The following is a 16,396-nucleotide window of genomic DNA, read 5'->3' as shown; positions in this document are numbered from 1 at the left end:
CGCTAACCTCATATTTAACATGAATATTTCCACGCTTCGGTTGCGTTGACATGAGGACCATTCCGGCCGACTTTGCGGGCAGATCAAGGTGCCGGGGAAAACCCCGGGTGAAAGGGAATACGGTTAGGCTGTCGCCGAATCCGGAACTGCCCCCGCAACTGTAGGCGGAACGCTTGTCCGGCATGCTACTGGCGCGAAGTTCGCGCCGGAATGGCCGGACAAGGCGAATATCCGCAAGTCAGGAAACCTGCCTGGATCAATCACCTGTTCCGGCCGCGGTGGGCGCGTCGGGAGCGGCCAATCCGCAAGGTGACATCGCCGCTTCGCGACTTTGGTCGCGGGGAGTTATTTGGTTTTCACGGCTTGTCTGTTCAAGCCGCTCAGAAGGCATGTCAAAATGAAAAGAGACCTCGCATACGCGATCAAAAGCATCCGTTTCGACGAAGATTATCACCCTTCGGATAGCACACGCGCCACGACGAACTTTGCCAATCTGGCCAGAGGAAATCGTCGACAAGAGAACTTGCGCAACACGTTCACGATGATCAACAACCGCTTCAACGCGCTGGCGCATTGGGACAATCCAAACGCCGATCGCTACACCGTCGAGCTTGACATCATCACCGCCGAAATCAGCATCGGCGATGGACGCCGCGCGGATGCGTTTCCTTTGATCGAAATGTTGAAGCCGACCATCCTGGACCGCAAAAACAACACACGCATAGACGGTATCGCGGGCAATAACTTTTCGTCCTATGTGCGGGATTACGATTTCAGCGTCCTGCTGCCCCAGCATAACGAGGGGCGGCCCCAGTTCAGCGCACCCAAGGATTTCGGCGAACTTCATGGAAACCTGTTCAAGCGTTTCGTGAACTCAGCCAGGTACAAGGAACATTTCAAAAAACCTCCCGTTATCTGCCTGAGTGTTTCGAGCAGCAAAACGTATTACCGAACCGAAAACGAGCATCCGATTTTGGGAGTAGAATACCGGCAAGATGAATTTTCCGCGACGGATCAGTATTTTGAAAAGATGGGTTTACGGGTTCGCTATTTCATGCCCGAAAACAGCGTTGCGCCCTTGGCGTTTTATTTCACCGGCGATCTTCTCAACGATTACTCCACCCTGGAGCTTATTGGCACGATCAGCACGATGGAGACATTTCAACGGATCTATCGGCCCGAAATCTACAATGCGAATTCCCTCGCGGGGAAGTGCTATCAGCCCAGCTTGAAGCATCTGGATTATTCGTTGCCCCAAATCGTCTATGATCGGGAAGAACGTGGTCGGCTGGCTGCCGAACAGGGCAAATTCGCTGAAGAAAAACTCATAAAACCCTACCGGGACATTCTTGAAGAATGGTCCACCCAACACGCTGCCTGATCAGCAAGAAATGCAAGGTTACCCCATCATGAACAGATTGTTGCCCACTTCGACCGCCGGAAGCCTGCCAAAACCATCCTGGCTAGCACAGCCCGAAACCCTCTGGTCGCCCTGGAAACTGGAAGGGGAGGAATTGATCGAAGGCAAGCAGGACGCGCTGCGCGTGGTTTTGCACGATCAGCAGAATTCCGGCATCGACATCGTCAGTGATGGCGAGCAGACGCGCCAGCATTTCGTCACCACATTTATCGAGAACCTCAGCGGTGTCGATTTTGAAAAACGCGAGACCGTCAGGATCCGCGACCGTTATGATGCCAGCGTCCCGACAGTCGTCGGCGCGGTGTCCCGCCAAAGGCCGGTGTTCGTGGAGGATGCAAAGTTCTTGCGTGCGCAAACTGATCAGCCCATCAAATGGGCGCTGCCCGGTCCGATGACCATGATCGACACGCTTTACGACGACCACTACAAAAGCCGGGAAAAGCTGGCTTGGGAATTTGCAAAGATCCTGAACCAAGAGGCCAAAGAACTGGAAGCGGCGGGCGTGGATATCATCCAATTCGACGAGCCGGCATTCAACGTTTTCTTTGACGAGGTGAACGACTGGGGAATCGCGGCCTTGGAAAAGGCGGCCGAAGGCCTGAAATGCGAAACGGCTGTTCACATCTGCTATGGCTACGGCATCAAGGCCAATACGGATTGGAAGGATTCCCTGGGTGCGGAATGGCGGCAATACGAAAGCGTTTTTCCCAAACTGCAAAAATCCACCATCGACATGATCTCACTGGAATGTCAGCACTCCCGCGTTCCCATGGATCTAATCGAGCTTCTCCGCGGGAAAAAGGTGATGGTGGGGGCCATTGATGTGGCCACCGATACCATTGAAACGCCCGAAGACGTCGCCGACATCTTGAGAAAAGCGCTTCAATTCGTGGATGCCGACAAGCTTTATCCTTGCACCAATTGCGGCATGGCGCCCCTGTCCCGCAGCGTGGCCAGGGGCAAGTTAACCGCATTGAGCGCGGGTGCAAATATCGTGCGACAAGAGCTTTCAGCTTGACTGAGGCGATTGCCTATCACCAGTTAGATGCTCATCAAGATCGACTTGGTCATTTTGAACGAGCTTGTCTATCTGCCGTTCAGCCCATCCGGCGGCGCGCTGCTATTCCACCTTCTGAGCAAGCTCTACAAGCGCACCAGCGTCGTCATCACAACCAAGGCCCGCCAGAGCCAGGATCTGGCTCTGGCGTTACAATGGCAGATGGTCGGCATATTTGCTGACCCACTGACCGGCAGGCGATGGTGACTTCTATCGGTGCAGATCCGGCAGGCATCTTTCGGGCGCACGGTGACGATCATCCGCAACTGGGCCGGGACGATGTCCAGCCGTTCGCTGCGATCCTCACCAATCTTGTGCATGATACCGCAGCCGCAGAACTGGCCGTGCCATCGAGCCTGATTGCCAAGCGACCTATCGCAGTCTTTATGGCCGCCCAGGACGACGCGTCAGGCTTCGTCGGCTGCGCAGAAACCGCTGGCACATGGCACCGCCGCCACGATCCGAGACCACAATTGGTGCGAAATTAAAGCCGTCGTCATCGCCCGCCGGCAAAACCAACCAACCATCACGTGCCCGACTGCGCCATTTCGACAATAGGTTTGCCCGAAGCCGATACCGCACCGCAACTGCATTCACGGTCACACCCGGCTTCCAACTCTCAGCCACGATCCTTGCGTTGATCTCATCCGACCAGCGCCGCTGCCCGGTGCTCGACATGTCCATTCTGTAGTCCATGAGAAGCTCCCCCGTAGTCGCCATCGGGGAACTCCCGCACCAATCTCTATCGGGCACAGCATCGCAGGTCAGACATGAGGTTGGAAGGTGGGCGCATCGATATGCTTACAATTAACCGAGGCTGATTTTCCAGTGGAGCTCGTATCACTGCCAAGCAAATAGATTGAGGCCGAACAGGACGCTCAGGATCGGGTCAAATATGACAAGCTACCGTTTACCTTGCTATCTCTGGCTTTGACCAAAACGGGCTGACATCTGCCGTCGCCGATTTGGATTTGCCAGACTTTGATGGACAAAAGTCCGGCAAAAGACCTTGGGTCGGGATGGAGGGCATTCCTGCGCGCCTACGCATCCTTGCCAACCGTTATAATTCGAAAATGTCGCGCAGATTCCGGGAAGGTTGCTGTTCTGTGCTGAGGTTCAGATCGGCACGCAGATGTTCGATGTGCGCCGTCACAAGATGCAACGCCTCTTCTTTGTCTCCACGCATTAGCGCATCGACGATCGCAGCATGTTCGTCCGGACCGCAGTTGAAATATCCACTGTCGCGATAGACTGCTGTTATTAGAGAGCTTCGCGAAATTAAATCCCGCAGGATGTTTTGCAACACGCTGGATCCATTAAGTTCCGCCAGTTTTTGGTGAAACAGTCCTGAAAGGCGGATCACATCCGCCAGGCGTCCCTCTGCGATGGCCGTGCGTTCGCGCTGGATGATATCACGCAAGGCCGCGGCGCCGGAATGGTCCAGATTGCCTGATAATTGCTCGGCGATCCGCACTTCGACCGTTGCGCGCAGAAAAAACACATCCCGCGCCTCTTGCACGTCGGGCGCGGCAACCTGCGCGCCTCTGTTGGGCACGATATCCACTAGTCCTTCGCGCGATAATTGCAACAGAACCGCCCTGATCCGCGCCCGCCCGACACCAGTTTATTTCCCTATTCTTGATCCAGAAATGACATCCACATGCGTTCTTCTGGGGGATAGCGGGATTCACAGTGGGGCGGGACCAGACGTCATCGGTGACCCGCCATCGCGGTCGCTGGTTTGGGCTAAGCGAAAAACTGATAACTTCCCCGCATCCGCCCAGACAGCTAAGGCAAGCCCATTTCTTGATATGGCCACTTTCGACGAGCGTGAGCTCTTCCAATGCGATCATCGACCGATCCGATAAGGTTAGCGCGCGGGTCATCAAGATATCGAAACACAGCGGATGGCCGAGGCCGGGATCGATACCTCGGTAGGCAATGTCGGGGGTTCCTACGACAATGCCCTCGCCGAAAGCATCATTGGCCTCTTCAAGACCAAGGTCATCAACTTCCTCGGCCCCTGGAAGTCCGTTGGCCAGGTCGCTTGGGAAACCCTGAAATGGGTCGACTGGTCCAACACTGACCGCCCCCACAGCGCCATTGGATACGTCACGCCGAAAAAAGCAGCCTAACTATTGAACCAAACCCTCGCCGGTAAACCCGGGGCGGTTCACTCTGTCTGATCGGCGATGCCCCTAATTGCTGTCTCACAGACATCAATAGCAACTGCCATGTCGTCAGCCGAGGCGAATTCGTCAGGTCGGTGGCTGACCCCGTTCCGACACCGAACAAACAACATCCCAACCGGACAGAGGTCTGCCATGGCAGAGCTATCGTGGGTCGCCCCGGATGGTAGCTCCAGTACGCGATGGCCCGTCTGTCGAACTCCGGCAGCCAACGCTCTGCGCAACGCAGCGTCGCATGCGATCGCTGGCTGGTCATAGGTGGGCGTCCAAATCAGGTTCAAATCAGCGGTGTTTGCGATACGAGAGGCGACTTGGTGCATCTCCTGTTTGAAAGACGCCCTGTTCACATCATCAGTTCCGCGTATCTCAAGCGTCAGGCGCACCTCGTTCGGAATCGCGTTCACGACATTTGGGCGAACATCAAACTGGCCCACTGTCGCACGAAGATCGCTAAGATTCGACACAGTTCGGTTGACCTCGTCAACAAACTGCGCTGCTCCCACAAGGGCGTCGCGACGTCCGGACATGGGAACCGTGCCGGCATGCCCGGTTTCACCCGCGAAGGTGACTGCGATGCGCGTGATGCCGCAAATCCCTGTCACGACCCCAACAGGAAGTGCATTGTCCTCAAGGATCGGTCCTTGTTCGATATGACATTCCAGATAGGCTTTGACCGGAGGAGTTCGCATGGCCAGAGCGCTGGCACGTTCGCTCTCAAGACCAAAGTCGCGCATCGCGTCAGACATGCGGATGCCGTCGACGTCTGCCAGTTCGAATACAGACGGATCAAGCGTGCCTGCCAGCGCGCGCGGACCGATGAGCGCAGTCGGAAAGCGGACACCCTCTTCATCGGCGAAGGCAAGAACACTGATTGCGACGGGAAGGTCGCTCCATCGATCCCGAAAGCGGCGTGCAACAAGACACGCAAGGGCGATGCCCATGATGCCGTCGTAGCGTCCTCCTTGACGCACGCTGTCCTGATGAGACCCGAGCAGGATGAGTGGCTTGGAGCCCGCGTTTGGGGAGCGTCCCACCAACGTTCCCGCCGCATCGAGCGAAACGTCCAGACCCGCATCTTTCATCCAGATACCAATTAATCTATTTGCGTCGCGGTGTTCCCTTGTCCAAGGAAGCCGTGTAACACCCGGTCCTTCCAGCGATGCTTCTGCGATTTCGTGCAGGCGTGCTTGCGCCAACTCTCCGTCCGTCATGATCACCCTTGAATTTATAATGATAAATTGCTTCCTTTGGATAAACTCAAGCGAGCCACTTGGCAAAGGAATTTGATGTCACAGAACCATACCATTGCTACATCCAAGCGTTCGCGTCCTGTCCGGGTCGCTGAAGCCATCAAGGATTGGGTCGTCGAAAAGGGATTACAGCCCGGCGACCGTTTGCCCGGCGAGACCGAATTGATCAAGCGTTTCGGTATGTCCAAAGGCACGATCCGCGAGGCGATGCGGCTCTTGCAGGCTCAAGGACTGGTTGTAACCAAGACCGGTCCGGGCGGTGGCAGTTTCGTGGGCGAGGTGAGCGCGGAACGGGCATATGCGCTGCTGGCCAATTATTTTTACTTCAAGCAGATTTCGATCAACGACATCTATCAGATACGTATCCTTATCGAGCCGGAACTTGCAGCGTCTCTCGCCGGGAGGCTCACGGAAGATCAACTGGGGGAACTGGAAGCGATCATGGCAAGCTACGACGCTCCCGCCAAGGACGCCACCGAAGAAAGGAAGCAGCATGTTGCCTCTTTGAAATTCCACGCCCGGCTTGCTGAATTCGGAGAGAACGCGCTTCTTGGTTTCTTTGTGGATTTCATGACCCAAATCCTTGCAGACCTGACGGTGTATCAGCGTCTTTACACAGAACCCAACGACGAGCTTTGGCGGCAAGGGTATCGGCATCAAAGCAATCTGATATCGGCGCTGCGTTCGGGCGATTGCGAAAGTGCGCGCAGAATCATGAAAGAACACATGCTTATGGCGCGCCGTCTAATGCAAGATCAGGAAGCGGTGGTGATGAAGCGGTTTGTCTCTGAATGAAGAAAAAATTGAAGTCCGTATTGGAAGGCCTCGTCGAGGAGGCACATTCCAGTCAACACTTGGGAAACGTGGCGTCCTACATCCCCCGAATTGGCGAATGTGAATCCCGCGCAAACGGCGTCTGACAGCATGGCTTTGCTTGAACAGAAGGCCGGGCGCCCGCTCAATCCATTCATCAATGCAGATGCGCTGGTGACAACCAACACCATGCTGACCGTGCGTCCGCCAAGTGTCGCGTTGTCGGACTTTTCCGGCTTTGTGCGCGCCGGATCGCAGCATTGATGACGACCTGTGGCACTACAACGGATCGAGAAAATACGCGTATCGTGTGGGCGTGTCTGGCGAAAGTGGCGGCAGCAGCGGTATTTTGATCACCGTGCCTGAGCAAGCATCAATCGCTGCCTGACCTCCCGGGCCTGACCATTACAGAAATTCAAAAGTCGAGACGTGGACGGCCGAGCGGATCGCCGACTACACTGGCTGGTCGGTTTTCTCTAAATAGGGCTCGGCCCGAAACGGGTCATTCAGCGTGGGTACATGGGCCGCCCAGTTTGCGTAGGCCCCGGTCGTCGCTTTGCGGTGCAGCGCATGCAGATCGACAAGTGGATTATTCGAATGATCGATGCGAAGGCTGAGCGGCGCGGCGTCTGGCCTGACAACAAGGAGCGCAGCGGACAAAAGACCCCGGCTGTCACCCCCGGCCTTCGCGGCTGCATCAAGCGCGCTCAGCAGGCGCACATCGAAAGGTTGCTCGGATTTGAGAAATCCGGCGAGACACGCATCCAGCACCGCTTCGGACTCCAGTAGGTTACCGGCGACAATGGCGTGGCGCGCCTGGCGAACGCCCGCAACCTGAATACTTGCGGCTCCTGTAAAGGCAGCCGTTCCGCCGGTTTTATCCAGTGCCGACAGTTGCCTTTCATCCCGACCAGTGTCTGCTCCCGTGACGGCATTAACCGCTGTGTCCGCGGCTGCTCCGTCCTTCATGAGCGCGAGAACATCATCTCCCCAAAATGTGGATGGCAGCGATCCCTGAGAAGCACTGAGACCTGATTCGGCATTTCCACGCAAAACCCAGCCTCCGACACAAAGGCTTCCGGTCGCCGCCGCCCCACCGTAAGTGTTTGTATTTTCGTCAAATGCCAAGATTGAGATGGTCACGCGAGCAACTCCTATTATTCAGACTTGAATTTATCATGAAAATTTGGCCTGATGGAATTTATCATGATAAATAGATGCCAAAAAACAGCGCGGAGGTAAAGCACATGTCGCTTCATTCTTTTACTCGCCGGGGGCTTATAGCCGCTGGCACAGCACTGACTCTTGCACTTGGCGGTATATCCGGTGCCGTCGCGCAGACCCCGCCGGGTGTTCTGATTGTCGGCCAAATTGCCGAGCCGAAAGCGCTTGATCCTGCGGCGGTGACGGCGGTCAACGATTTCAGAATACTGATGAACGTCTATGACGGTCTTGTTCGTTACAAGGACGGCACGCTTGAAGTTGAGCCTGCCTTGGCGACCGGTTGGGATGTCAGCGCAGACGGCAAAGAGTACATCTTTACACTTCGTGAAGGCGTAACATTCCATGATGGCAGCACCTTTGACGCCGACGCGGTCAAATTCAACTTCGACAGAATGCTGGATGAAAACCACCCGTTCTATGATACCGGACCGTTTCCGCTGTCGTTCTTCTTTTCCGCAGTAGAGAACGTAGAGGTCGTTGACGACTTTACCATCAAATTCACGCTTAATGCGCCTTATGCACCGTTCCTGTCGAACCTCGCGTATCCAACGGGCTTGATCGTCTCGCCAGCTGCCGTCGAAAAGCATGGCGCGGAATTCGGTCGTAATCCGTCTGGCACGGGTCCGTTCAAGTTCGCCGAATGGCGCTCTAGCGAAGCCGTGATCGTCGAGGCGAACCCTGACTATTGGGACGGCGCCCCGTCGCTTCAAGCCGTCGTTTTCCGGCCGATCACTGACGCCAATACCCGCACGGCAGAGATGCTCGCGGGCGGTATCGACCTGATAGTCGAGGTTCCACCTGTCGCCCTGAGCGAGTTCCAGGGCGACGCCTACACCGTTCATGAACAGGCCGGGCCGCATGTGTGGTTTCTAATACTGAACGCAAAAGAAGGCCCCTTCGCGGATGTCCGCGTCCGTCAAGCGGCAAACTACGCCATCAACAAGGAAGCCATCGTCAACGACGTGCTTGAAGGCACAGCCGAGGTTGCCGCAGGCCCCACACCGCCGGCCTTTGCCTGGGCCTACAATCCTGATCTGGAGCCCTATCCGTACGATCCCGACAAGGCACGCGAACTGATTGCCGAAGCCGGTATGGAGGGCGCAGAGCTGACGTTTTATGTGACCGAAGGTGGCTCGGGCATGCTGGACCCGATTGCGATGGGCACGGCGATGCAGGCCGATCTGGAAGCGGTCGGGTTCGACGTGAAAATCGAGACTTATGAGTGGAACACATTTCTTGGCAACGTGAATCCGGGGCTCGAAGGCAAGGCCGATATGGCGCAGATGGCGTGGATGACAAATGATCCCGATACGCTGCCGTTTCTTACGCTGAGAACATCCGCATGGCCGGATCAAGGCGGTTTCAACTCGGGCTATTATTCCAACGCGAAGGTGGATGAGCTTCTTGAAGCGGCTCGTGCTGCCACGGATCAGAACGAACGTGCGGCACTTTATAAGGAGATGCAGACCATTGTGCAGGAAGATGCGCCCTGGGTGTTCGTGGCCAACTGGAAACAGAATGCGGTGACCAGTGACCGCGTCGAAGGTTTCTCGCTTCAGCCGTCCTTCTTCCTGCTTCTCGACGATGTCGTGAAGAACTGATCCGTCCAGAGAGGGAAGAGCCACGGGCTCTCCCTCCCGCCCCTATCAACATACGGAGCAATTGATGACCGGATACATCCTGAAGCGCTTGTTGTCGGCGATTCCCGTACTTTTGGGGATCACGGTTATCGTCTTTCTTATAATGGCGATGATCCCTGGCGATCCGGCGACCGCTATCCTTGGGTCTTATGCAACGCCCGAAAACGTCGAAAAGCTGAACCGCGAGCTTGGCCTCGACAAGTCGCTGGTGCAGCAGTATTTCATCTGGCTCGGCAATATGTTGCAAGGAGACTTCGGAACATCCTTTGCCCTGAACCGCCCCGTCATCGACGAAGTTCTTGAGCGTTTCAATGCAACTTTGATCCTGGCCGGCACCGCTTTTCTGCTGTGTTCTGTTTTCGGTATTGTTGCTGGCGTTATCTCTGCCGCCAATCAATACGGGGCGGCCGACAAGGCCATCACTTTTGTCGTCCTGCTTGGCATCTCGATCCCGTCCTTTTTCCTCGGCATGATGATGATTCTGCTCTTTGCCGTGAACTTGCGGGCCTTTCCTGTCTCAGGCATGTGGCCGATCTACGGCGACCGTAACCTTGGTGCTCTGATCAGCCACCTGACACTGCCTGCGATTGCCATGGCAGTGGTTGCCACCGGCGTCATCGCGCGCCTGTCGCGCTCTGCGATGCTCGAGGTTCTGCGGCAAGACTTTATCCGTACGGCCCGTGCCAAGGGCGTTCACGAGCGTGGTGTCATCTGGCGCCATGCACTCAAGGCGGCGATGGTGTCGATCATTCCTGTTCTCGGTATCCAGGCGGGCTTCGTGCTGTCGGGCGCGGTCTATATCGAGATCGTCTTTCAATGGCCGGGTGTCGGCCGAATGCTTGTCGATGCAATCCTCAAACGCGACATTCTGCTGGTGCAGGGCGGTGTCGTCTTTGTCGCGGCCTGCTACGTTTTGTTCAACATCGCCGTCGATGTTGCGCAGAGTCTGCTCGATCCAAGGATCAAGACATGAAGGTGTTTCTAAAACTTCTCGCCCGCAATCGTCTGGCGCTGGCTGGTGGCATCGTTCTGATGCTGGTTGTCTTTCTGGTGCTGATTACACCAATCCTGCCGCTTGCTGACCCCGATGTCACCAACACAGCCAACCGCTTCAAACTGCCCTTCTCGGAAGGCGCGATTCTCGGGACCGATCACCTTGGTCGCGATCTTCTCAGCCGCCTTCTCTGGGGTACGCAACTGAGTCTCGCTGTTGGATTCGCAGCGGCCATTGTGGCCGCGACCCTTGGGGCCACCATCGGCATTATCGCCGGGTATTACGGGGGCCGCACGGACAACGTCATCATGCGCGGTGTCGATATGCTGATGGCGTTCCCATACATTCTTCTGGCGCTGGCAATTGTCGCCGCTCTTGGACCCGGCCTTTTCAACGCACTGGTGGCCGTCGCTGCTGTGAATGTCCCTTTCTTCGCCCGCAACATACGCGGGATCACAGTCGGTATCGCGCATAAGGAATTCGTGGATGCGGCGCGGCTCGCCGGGCTTTCGGATACGCGGATCATCCTGACCGAAATCCTGCCCAACGTGATTCCCGTCATCGTGATCGCCATGTCGACCACGATCGGCTGGATGATCCTGGAAACCGCCGGTCTGTCGTTCCTCGGGCTCGGCAGCCAGCCGCCGCAGGCCGATCTTGGTTCGATGCTGGGTGAGGCCCGCTCGGCATTGATCACCAATCCACATACCTCCATCGTTCCGGGGGTGATGATCCTGATTATCGTCATGTCCATCAATCTTCTGGGCGACGGGGTTCGGGACGCTCTTGACCCGCGTCTGAAGTCCGGTGCCCTCTCGCGGCCCATGGCCGCGACGATGGTCAAGCGCGACGGCCCAGTTCCCGCAGCAACCGGCGACGGGCTGTTGGAGTTGCAGAACTTGCAGACCCAGTTCCATGTGAAAGATCGCGTTTACCGCGCCGTTGGTGGTGTTTCGCTGCATGTCAAAAGGGGCGAATGCCTTGGCATCATCGGAGAATCTGGTTCCGGAAAATCAGTCACCGCGTTATCTGTCATGGGGTTGGTTGCCTCTCCACCCGGTGTCATCAGCGGCGGTGCCGTGCGCTATGACGGCGAAGACCTCATCGGAGCTCCCTATCGTCGCCTACGGGATATGCGTGGCAAAAACGTGGCGTATATCTTTCAGGATCCGCTTGCGACGCTGCATCCGCTCTATCGCGTGGGTGAACAGTTGATCGAGGCGATCCGGGCCCACCGGCCGATTGGAAAAGAAGAAGGGCAGAAAAAAGCCATCGAGCTTCTCGAAGCGGTCCGTATGCCGAATGCAGCCAAGCGTATTTCGGATTATCCTCACGAGATGTCCGGCGGTATGCGCCAACGCGTTGGTATCGCCATGGCACTGGCAAACGATCCCGACATCATCATTGCCGATGAACCGACAACCGCTCTCGACGTGACGGTGCAGGCCCAGATCCTTGCGATGTTGGATGACCTTCGTCGCTCGCGGGGGTTGGCGATTGTCTTTATCACTCACGACTTTGGCGTTGTTGCGCAGCTGTGCGACCGCGTCGCGGTCATGTACGCGGGACGCATTGTAGAAGAAGGGCCGACCGCCTCAATCCTCGACAAGCCTACCCACCCATATACCACGCGCCTCATGGCTTGCGTTCCCCAATTGGGCGAAGGCAAACGACGTCTTGAAGCGATCCCCGGACTGCCGCCAGTGGTCGACAAACTGCCGGACGGGTGCGCATTTGCAGATCGTTGTGAACGTGTGCAGGCCGATTGCCGCACCGGAGAGATCGCACTCGAACGCAAAGGCGACCGCGCGGTGCGGTGTCTGCATCCGGTGACACCCCTACAGGAGGCCGCTGAATGACCGCCGCTTTGAAACTCACGGATCTCTCTAAAACATTCTACCTGGGCGGCACTCTTTTCGGTGGTCCCACGGGATCGGTAAAGGCCGTACATCCCATTACTCTAACGGTCGAACACGGAGATACTCTTGGTATTGTGGGCGAATCCGGCTGCGGAAAATCCACACTTGCTCGTATGCTTGTCGGGTTGTTGAACCCGACGACCGGGCAGATCGAAATCGAAGGAGCAGCGCTGGACAACGCAGACCCGGCGGACTTTGGCAAGCGCATCCAATACGTATTTCAAGATCCGATTTCATCGCTCAATCCGCGCAAGACAATCCGCCAGATCATGGAGGCGCCACTTAAGCGACTCCACGGCATGGACAAGCCCGAGCGAAACAAGCGCATTGCCGAGATTTTCGCCAGTGTAAATCTGCGCGAAGAATTCTTGGACCGCTATCCCCACGAATTCTCAGGCGGACAGGCACAACGGATAGGTATCGCAAGGGCGCTCGCGGCCAATGCACGCATACTCATACTCGACGAACCGGTATCAGCCCTCGACGTATCGATACAGGCCCAGGTCCTTAATCTCTTGGCGGATTTGAAGTCTGAATTCGATTTGACGTATCTTTTCATCAGTCATGACCTTGCGGTCGTTGAAGCTGTCAGTGATCGAATCGCGGTGCTATATTTCGGATCCGTTGTCGAAATCGGTCCGGCCAAAGACATATTTCGCGCGCCACGTCATCCTTACACGAAGCTTCTGGCCGACAGCGCCCCAGTGGTGGGACGCGCCCTGAAGGCGCCCGAAGCCAAAGACACCGAACTGCCCGATCCATTGAACCCGCCCCCTGGATGTTCGTTCGCAGCTCGATGTGCATACGCATCCGAGCGATGCCGGACAGAGGTTCCATCCTTGTCCGAGAGCAACGGTAAAACGTCAGTTGCGTGTTTTCATCCCTTGGGAAACGACTGACCGGACGATCTGATAAACCCGCAATTCAACAGCAGACGGCTTAGCCGTTGAGGAGCCCAAATGTCCGCATTCGACATCGAGTTGAGAGACCGCTTAATCCGCTACTGCGCAATTGACAGTCAGTCTGATCAAGACGGTGCGTCCGCGCCATCTACAGACTGCCAACATGACATGCTGGACCTGTTACAAAAAGAGCTGGTCGAGATCGGTGCAAAAGACGTGTTCAAAACCACCTATGGCACTGTGATCGCAACGATACCCGGAACTGTTGATGGGCCATGTGTGGGATTTCTTGCGCATGTCGATACAGCTCCGCAATTCAATGCCACCGGTGTAAAACCCAGGGTGCTCGAGCGCTACGATGGCGGCACAATAACATTTCCAGACGATCCTGATCTGGCGCTTACACCCGAGGAATTCCCCTATTTACGCGAAAAGATCGGAGACGACATTGTGACAGCGTCGGGGCTGACGCTTTTGGGAGCCGACGATAAAGCGGGCATAGCCATCATTATGACCGCAGCGCGACATCTACTGAACAACCCTGACATCCAGCGGCCCACTCTGCGTTTGGCTTTCACCCCGGACGAGGAAATCGGTCGGGGAGTGGACGACCGGCTGCCAGCCGATCTGGGCGTGGATTTCGCATACACCTTCGATGGAAAAGAAGTCGGGGAAATTGTGTACGAAACATTCTCGGCCGATTTCGCTGTCGTCACAGTGAAAGGCGTTTCCATTCATCCTGGCAACGCAAAAGACCAGTTGGTCAATGCCATTTATCTTGCCTCTAAAATCGTCGACACGCTGCCCAAATCGACGCAGACGCCTGAGACCACGGATGGCCGTCAAGGCTTCATCCATGCCGTCGATATGAAGGGAAACGCTGACGAGATGGTTGTCCGCTTCATCCTGCGTGATTTCGAAATGGACGGGTTAAACGCCAAAGGTGCCCTCTTGCGTCAGGTTTGTGACACAATCGCCGCCACCGAGCCACGAGCGAAGATCGACTGTCAGATCACCCCGCAGTACCGCAACATGAGGTACTGGCTGGAAGATGATATGACGCCGGTAAACCTTGCACGCGAAGCACTTGCTGAACTTGATATAGCAGAGATTTCCGTCCCGATCCGAGGCGGAACCGACGGCTCGCGTTTGACCGAACTAGGGGTGCCCTGCCCTAACTTGTTCACCGGCATGCAAAACATACATGGACCGCTCGAATGGGTCTCTGTGCAGGACATGGCCAAAGCAACAGAGCTGTGCTTGAGTATCGCTGAGCGCTCCGCAGGAGTTACACCGAGTAGACGGTAAGTGGCGCTTAATCCCAGATCGATCCGTGAATTTCATTCGTAGGCGTTTGGCGGTTCGCCGATCTGAGCAGTCTTGGGGAGAGCTATAGGGTCCCCTAGCTGGACAACCCTCTTTCGGTTTGGCGACAGCCGCCGTTGGTGCTGTCTTTCTCACAGCCTTAGGATTTGATGTTGGTATGGGTCAGGACGGCGGCACATGATGGATGCAAAAGATTAAGCGGCAGTTTCAATTGATACGCTTGCCCTCGTGCTCCATCATGGCGAGGCGGTTCGGTTTGGCCCGTGTCTGTCACTGCATACGGCGCGGCCAAGAACAGAAGCGACGAACGACCGGATAGCAGCCGCGCTTGAGACATTTCTCCGCTTGTCATGTGACGCTGTCTCACACGTCAAACTTGGTGCTGAGCAACTCAGACCGGTCTCACGAACCGAGCTGTCGGCGCTCCCCGATCAGCTTCGCACGGTGCCGATTGCGCAAGCCACTGCTCTAAGGTTGCACGGTAGTAAAAATCCTGATGATGCGCATCCAGTGTTTTCTCGACGCTCCTGCCCGCCAGATGGGATGCCCACCCCTGTGGCTTCGTCTCGTCTGGTCTGACAATGGAAATACGTATGGGCCTGGATATGCTTTAATTTTCCAAAACTTGGCGTGTTAGATTTGGATAGATTGAACCGCAACGGAGTCCGTTCTGGCCCCTACAGTGCATTGTCTGAATCAGCATGCAAAATTGACCCACTTGGGTGGGTTATGAGCAAGTGAAATTAACCCACCTGCCACGTTAGCATCCGCGCCGAAGAGCGCGGCGGAAAGAACAGGTGATATTGATAGAAAGTGTATCGAAGATCCGCCGTTGGATAGCGCGGAAGGGTCGCCGCATCCTTTCTGTGGCGTCGGCAACCGGTTTGCCGCGAAACACAGTCACGAAGTGCCTGAAGGAGTGACCGACGGTTACCCACTTCCGCCTATGCCATATCGCAAGCCCTTTGTGGTCGCTTAACCGGGTAACAAATGGGAAAGACCGGCACAGGAAATAACCGAAAACTCTAATCAAGATGGACAAACCGCTTGTATGAAGTGTTTAGAGTTGCCGGTTCGGCTTATGTCGCCATTGAACCAAAGATAATCCAACGGTTGCTTCCGCCTCAAAAAACTTTGCATTCCCGAAGGCGCAGTGAAAATCCGCTGTGACAGATGCTTTTTTGCCAAACCAAACACCGGATCAACATCAGGATTGAAAGGTTCGCCCACTTAATTGTCAAACGTATCAGTCTAAGCTGCAATACTCAAACCTAGGTCAAAACCGAGCGCTTTGCTCAATTTGGCACCTTACAATGCACCCTAAATCGAAGCACTACAAATTTGATATTCCATCTAAGCGCTTTAGCCAAAATAAGTGGCGGAGACGAAGGGATTCGAACCCTCGAGACCCTTCCGGGCCTACTCCCTTAGCAGGGGAGCGCCTTCGACCACTCGGCCACGTCTCCGTCGACCCGTTTAGCTATCTCAAATAGGCGGGGCAAGGGCCAAATGGAAAAAATGTGCAGGTATGGCAAGGTTTGCAGCGTATGAAATGCGTGGTAAAAAGCAGCGTGCGCGTTCTATTGACCCCACGGGCTGCACGCGTTTCAATGTCCGCTGGATACGGCGCATTTTCATAATAAGACACGTCCGGAATCGGGG

The 16,396-nt window shown here is 55.8% G+C and carries 15 protein-coding genes, 1 tRNA gene, 2 pseudogenes and 1 riboswitch; of the genes and pseudogenes, 11 read left to right on the top strand and 7 right to left on the bottom strand.

The features are described from left to right. Positions 1-69: 69 nt before the first annotated feature. Positions 70-269: riboswitch (cobalamin riboswitch) on the top strand. An 80-nt stretch (positions 270-349) separates the two neighbouring features. The 3 genes and pseudogenes from MN186_RS05735 to MN186_RS05725 form a co-directional block, all read left to right on the top strand. Further along, positions 350-1,381, top strand: a complete 1,032-nt coding sequence (locus tag MN186_RS05735; protein WP_242113379.1) for a DUF1852 domain-containing protein — start codon at positions 350-352, stop codon at positions 1,379-1,381. Continuing rightward, positions 1,350-2,438 carry a methionine synthase gene (locus MN186_RS05730; RefSeq protein WP_242113378.1) on the top strand — a complete coding sequence of 363 codons (1,089 nt, stop codon included), beginning with the start codon at positions 1,350-1,352 and terminating at the stop codon, positions 2,436-2,438. Before MN186_RS05735 ends, MN186_RS05730 begins: the two co-directional genes overlap by 32 nt. 27 nt (positions 2,439-2,465) lie before the next feature. Beyond that, a pseudogene (locus MN186_RS05725) lies at positions 2,466-2,601 on the top strand (ATP-binding protein); the annotation flags it as partial. A 29-nt stretch (positions 2,602-2,630) separates the two neighbouring features. On the opposite strand, the pseudogene MN186_RS05720 reads toward MN186_RS05725, so the two are convergent. The 4 genes and pseudogenes from MN186_RS05720 to MN186_RS05705 all read right to left on the bottom strand — a co-directional run. Continuing rightward, positions 2,631-2,812: pseudogene (locus MN186_RS05720) on the bottom strand (IS66 family transposase zinc-finger binding domain-containing protein); the annotation flags it as partial. Positions 2,813-2,861: 49 nt separating this feature from the next. Next, positions 2,862-3,173, bottom strand: a complete 312-nt coding sequence (locus tag MN186_RS05715; RefSeq protein ID WP_242113376.1) for a transposase — start codon at positions 3,171-3,173, stop codon at positions 2,862-2,864. Between the two features lie 364 nt (positions 3,174-3,537). Next, complete coding sequence (locus MN186_RS05710; protein WP_242113375.1) at positions 3,538-3,978, bottom strand: GntR family transcriptional regulator; 441 nt, start codon at positions 3,976-3,978, stop codon at positions 3,538-3,540. Further along, a complete protein-coding gene (locus MN186_RS05705; protein WP_242113374.1) occupies positions 3,890-4,330 on the bottom strand; it encodes a ubiquitination-like system serine protease family protein in 441 nt (146 codons plus the stop codon). Before MN186_RS05705 ends, MN186_RS05710 begins: the two co-directional genes overlap by 89 nt. A 54-nt stretch (positions 4,331-4,384) precedes the next feature. Between MN186_RS05705 and MN186_RS05700 the strand changes: the two genes are divergently transcribed. Further along, entirely contained in the window at positions 4,385-4,612 is a 228-nt protein-coding gene (locus tag MN186_RS05700; RefSeq protein WP_420838902.1) for an integrase core domain-containing protein, read from the top strand. A 38-nt stretch (positions 4,613-4,650) separates the two neighbouring features. Here MN186_RS05700 and MN186_RS05695 read toward each other — a convergent pair whose 3' ends face one another. Further along, positions 4,651-5,877: a M20 family metallo-hydrolase gene (locus MN186_RS05695; protein ID WP_242113373.1), complete on the bottom strand. Its 1,227-nt coding sequence runs from the start codon at positions 5,875-5,877 to the stop codon at positions 4,651-4,653. Positions 5,878-5,952: 75 nt separating this feature from the next. Between MN186_RS05695 and MN186_RS05690 the strand changes: the two genes are divergently transcribed. Together MN186_RS05690 and MN186_RS05685 are read left to right on the top strand one after the other, a co-directional pair. Continuing rightward, a complete protein-coding gene (locus tag MN186_RS05690; RefSeq protein WP_242113554.1) occupies positions 5,953-6,711 on the top strand; it encodes a FadR/GntR family transcriptional regulator in 759 nt (252 codons plus the stop codon). A gap of 99 nt (positions 6,712-6,810) precedes the next feature. Beyond that, on the top strand, positions 6,811-6,993 hold the full coding sequence (locus tag MN186_RS05685) for a glutaminase (protein WP_476726583.1): 183 nt from the start codon (positions 6,811-6,813) through the stop codon (positions 6,991-6,993). 189 nt (positions 6,994-7,182) lie between these two features. On the opposite strand, the gene MN186_RS05680 is transcribed toward MN186_RS05685, so the two are convergent. Further along, complete coding sequence (locus MN186_RS05680; protein WP_242113370.1) at positions 7,183-7,872, bottom strand: DUF1028 domain-containing protein; 690 nt, start codon at positions 7,870-7,872, stop codon at positions 7,183-7,185. A 104-nt stretch (positions 7,873-7,976) separates the two neighbouring features. Between MN186_RS05680 and MN186_RS05675 the strand changes: the two genes are divergently transcribed. The 5 genes from MN186_RS05675 to pepT all read left to right on the top strand — a co-directional run bounded on the left by MN186_RS05675 (position 7,977) and on the right by pepT (position 14,716). Further along, a complete protein-coding gene (locus MN186_RS05675; RefSeq protein ID WP_242113368.1) occupies positions 7,977-9,554 on the top strand; it encodes an ABC transporter substrate-binding protein in 1,578 nt (525 codons plus the stop codon). 64 nt (positions 9,555-9,618) lie between these two features. After that, entirely contained in the window at positions 9,619-10,566 is a 948-nt protein-coding gene (locus MN186_RS05670; protein ID WP_242113367.1) for an ABC transporter permease, read from the top strand. Further along, positions 10,563-12,446 (top strand): dipeptide/oligopeptide/nickel ABC transporter permease/ATP-binding protein, encoded by a 1,884-nt coding sequence (locus MN186_RS05665; RefSeq protein ID WP_242113366.1) that lies wholly within the window; start codon positions 10,563-10,565, stop codon positions 12,444-12,446. Before MN186_RS05670 ends, MN186_RS05665 begins: the two co-directional genes overlap by 4 nt. Beyond that, positions 12,443-13,405: an ABC transporter ATP-binding protein gene (locus tag MN186_RS05660; protein WP_242113364.1), complete on the top strand. Its 963-nt coding sequence runs from the start codon at positions 12,443-12,445 to the stop codon at positions 13,403-13,405. Before MN186_RS05665 ends, MN186_RS05660 begins: the two co-directional genes overlap by 4 nt. Positions 13,406-13,465: 60 nt before the next feature. After that, entirely contained in the window at positions 13,466-14,716 is a 1,251-nt protein-coding gene (pepT, locus tag MN186_RS05655) for a peptidase T (RefSeq protein ID WP_242113362.1), read from the top strand. A 1,394-nt stretch (positions 14,717-16,110) separates the two neighbouring features. Here the strand turns inward: pepT and MN186_RS05650 are convergent. Next, positions 16,111-16,200 (bottom strand) — tRNA-Ser (locus tag MN186_RS05650). Positions 16,201-16,396: the final 196 nt, after the last annotated feature.

The sequence above is a fragment of the Aliiroseovarius sediminis genome (assembly GCF_022678485.1).
In the GTDB taxonomy this organism is placed as follows: domain Bacteria; phylum Pseudomonadota; class Alphaproteobacteria; order Rhodobacterales; family Rhodobacteraceae; genus Aliiroseovarius; species Aliiroseovarius sediminis.
The sequence above is the reverse complement of the archived record's forward strand: the minus strand, read 5'-3'. Positions and strand labels throughout refer to the sequence as shown.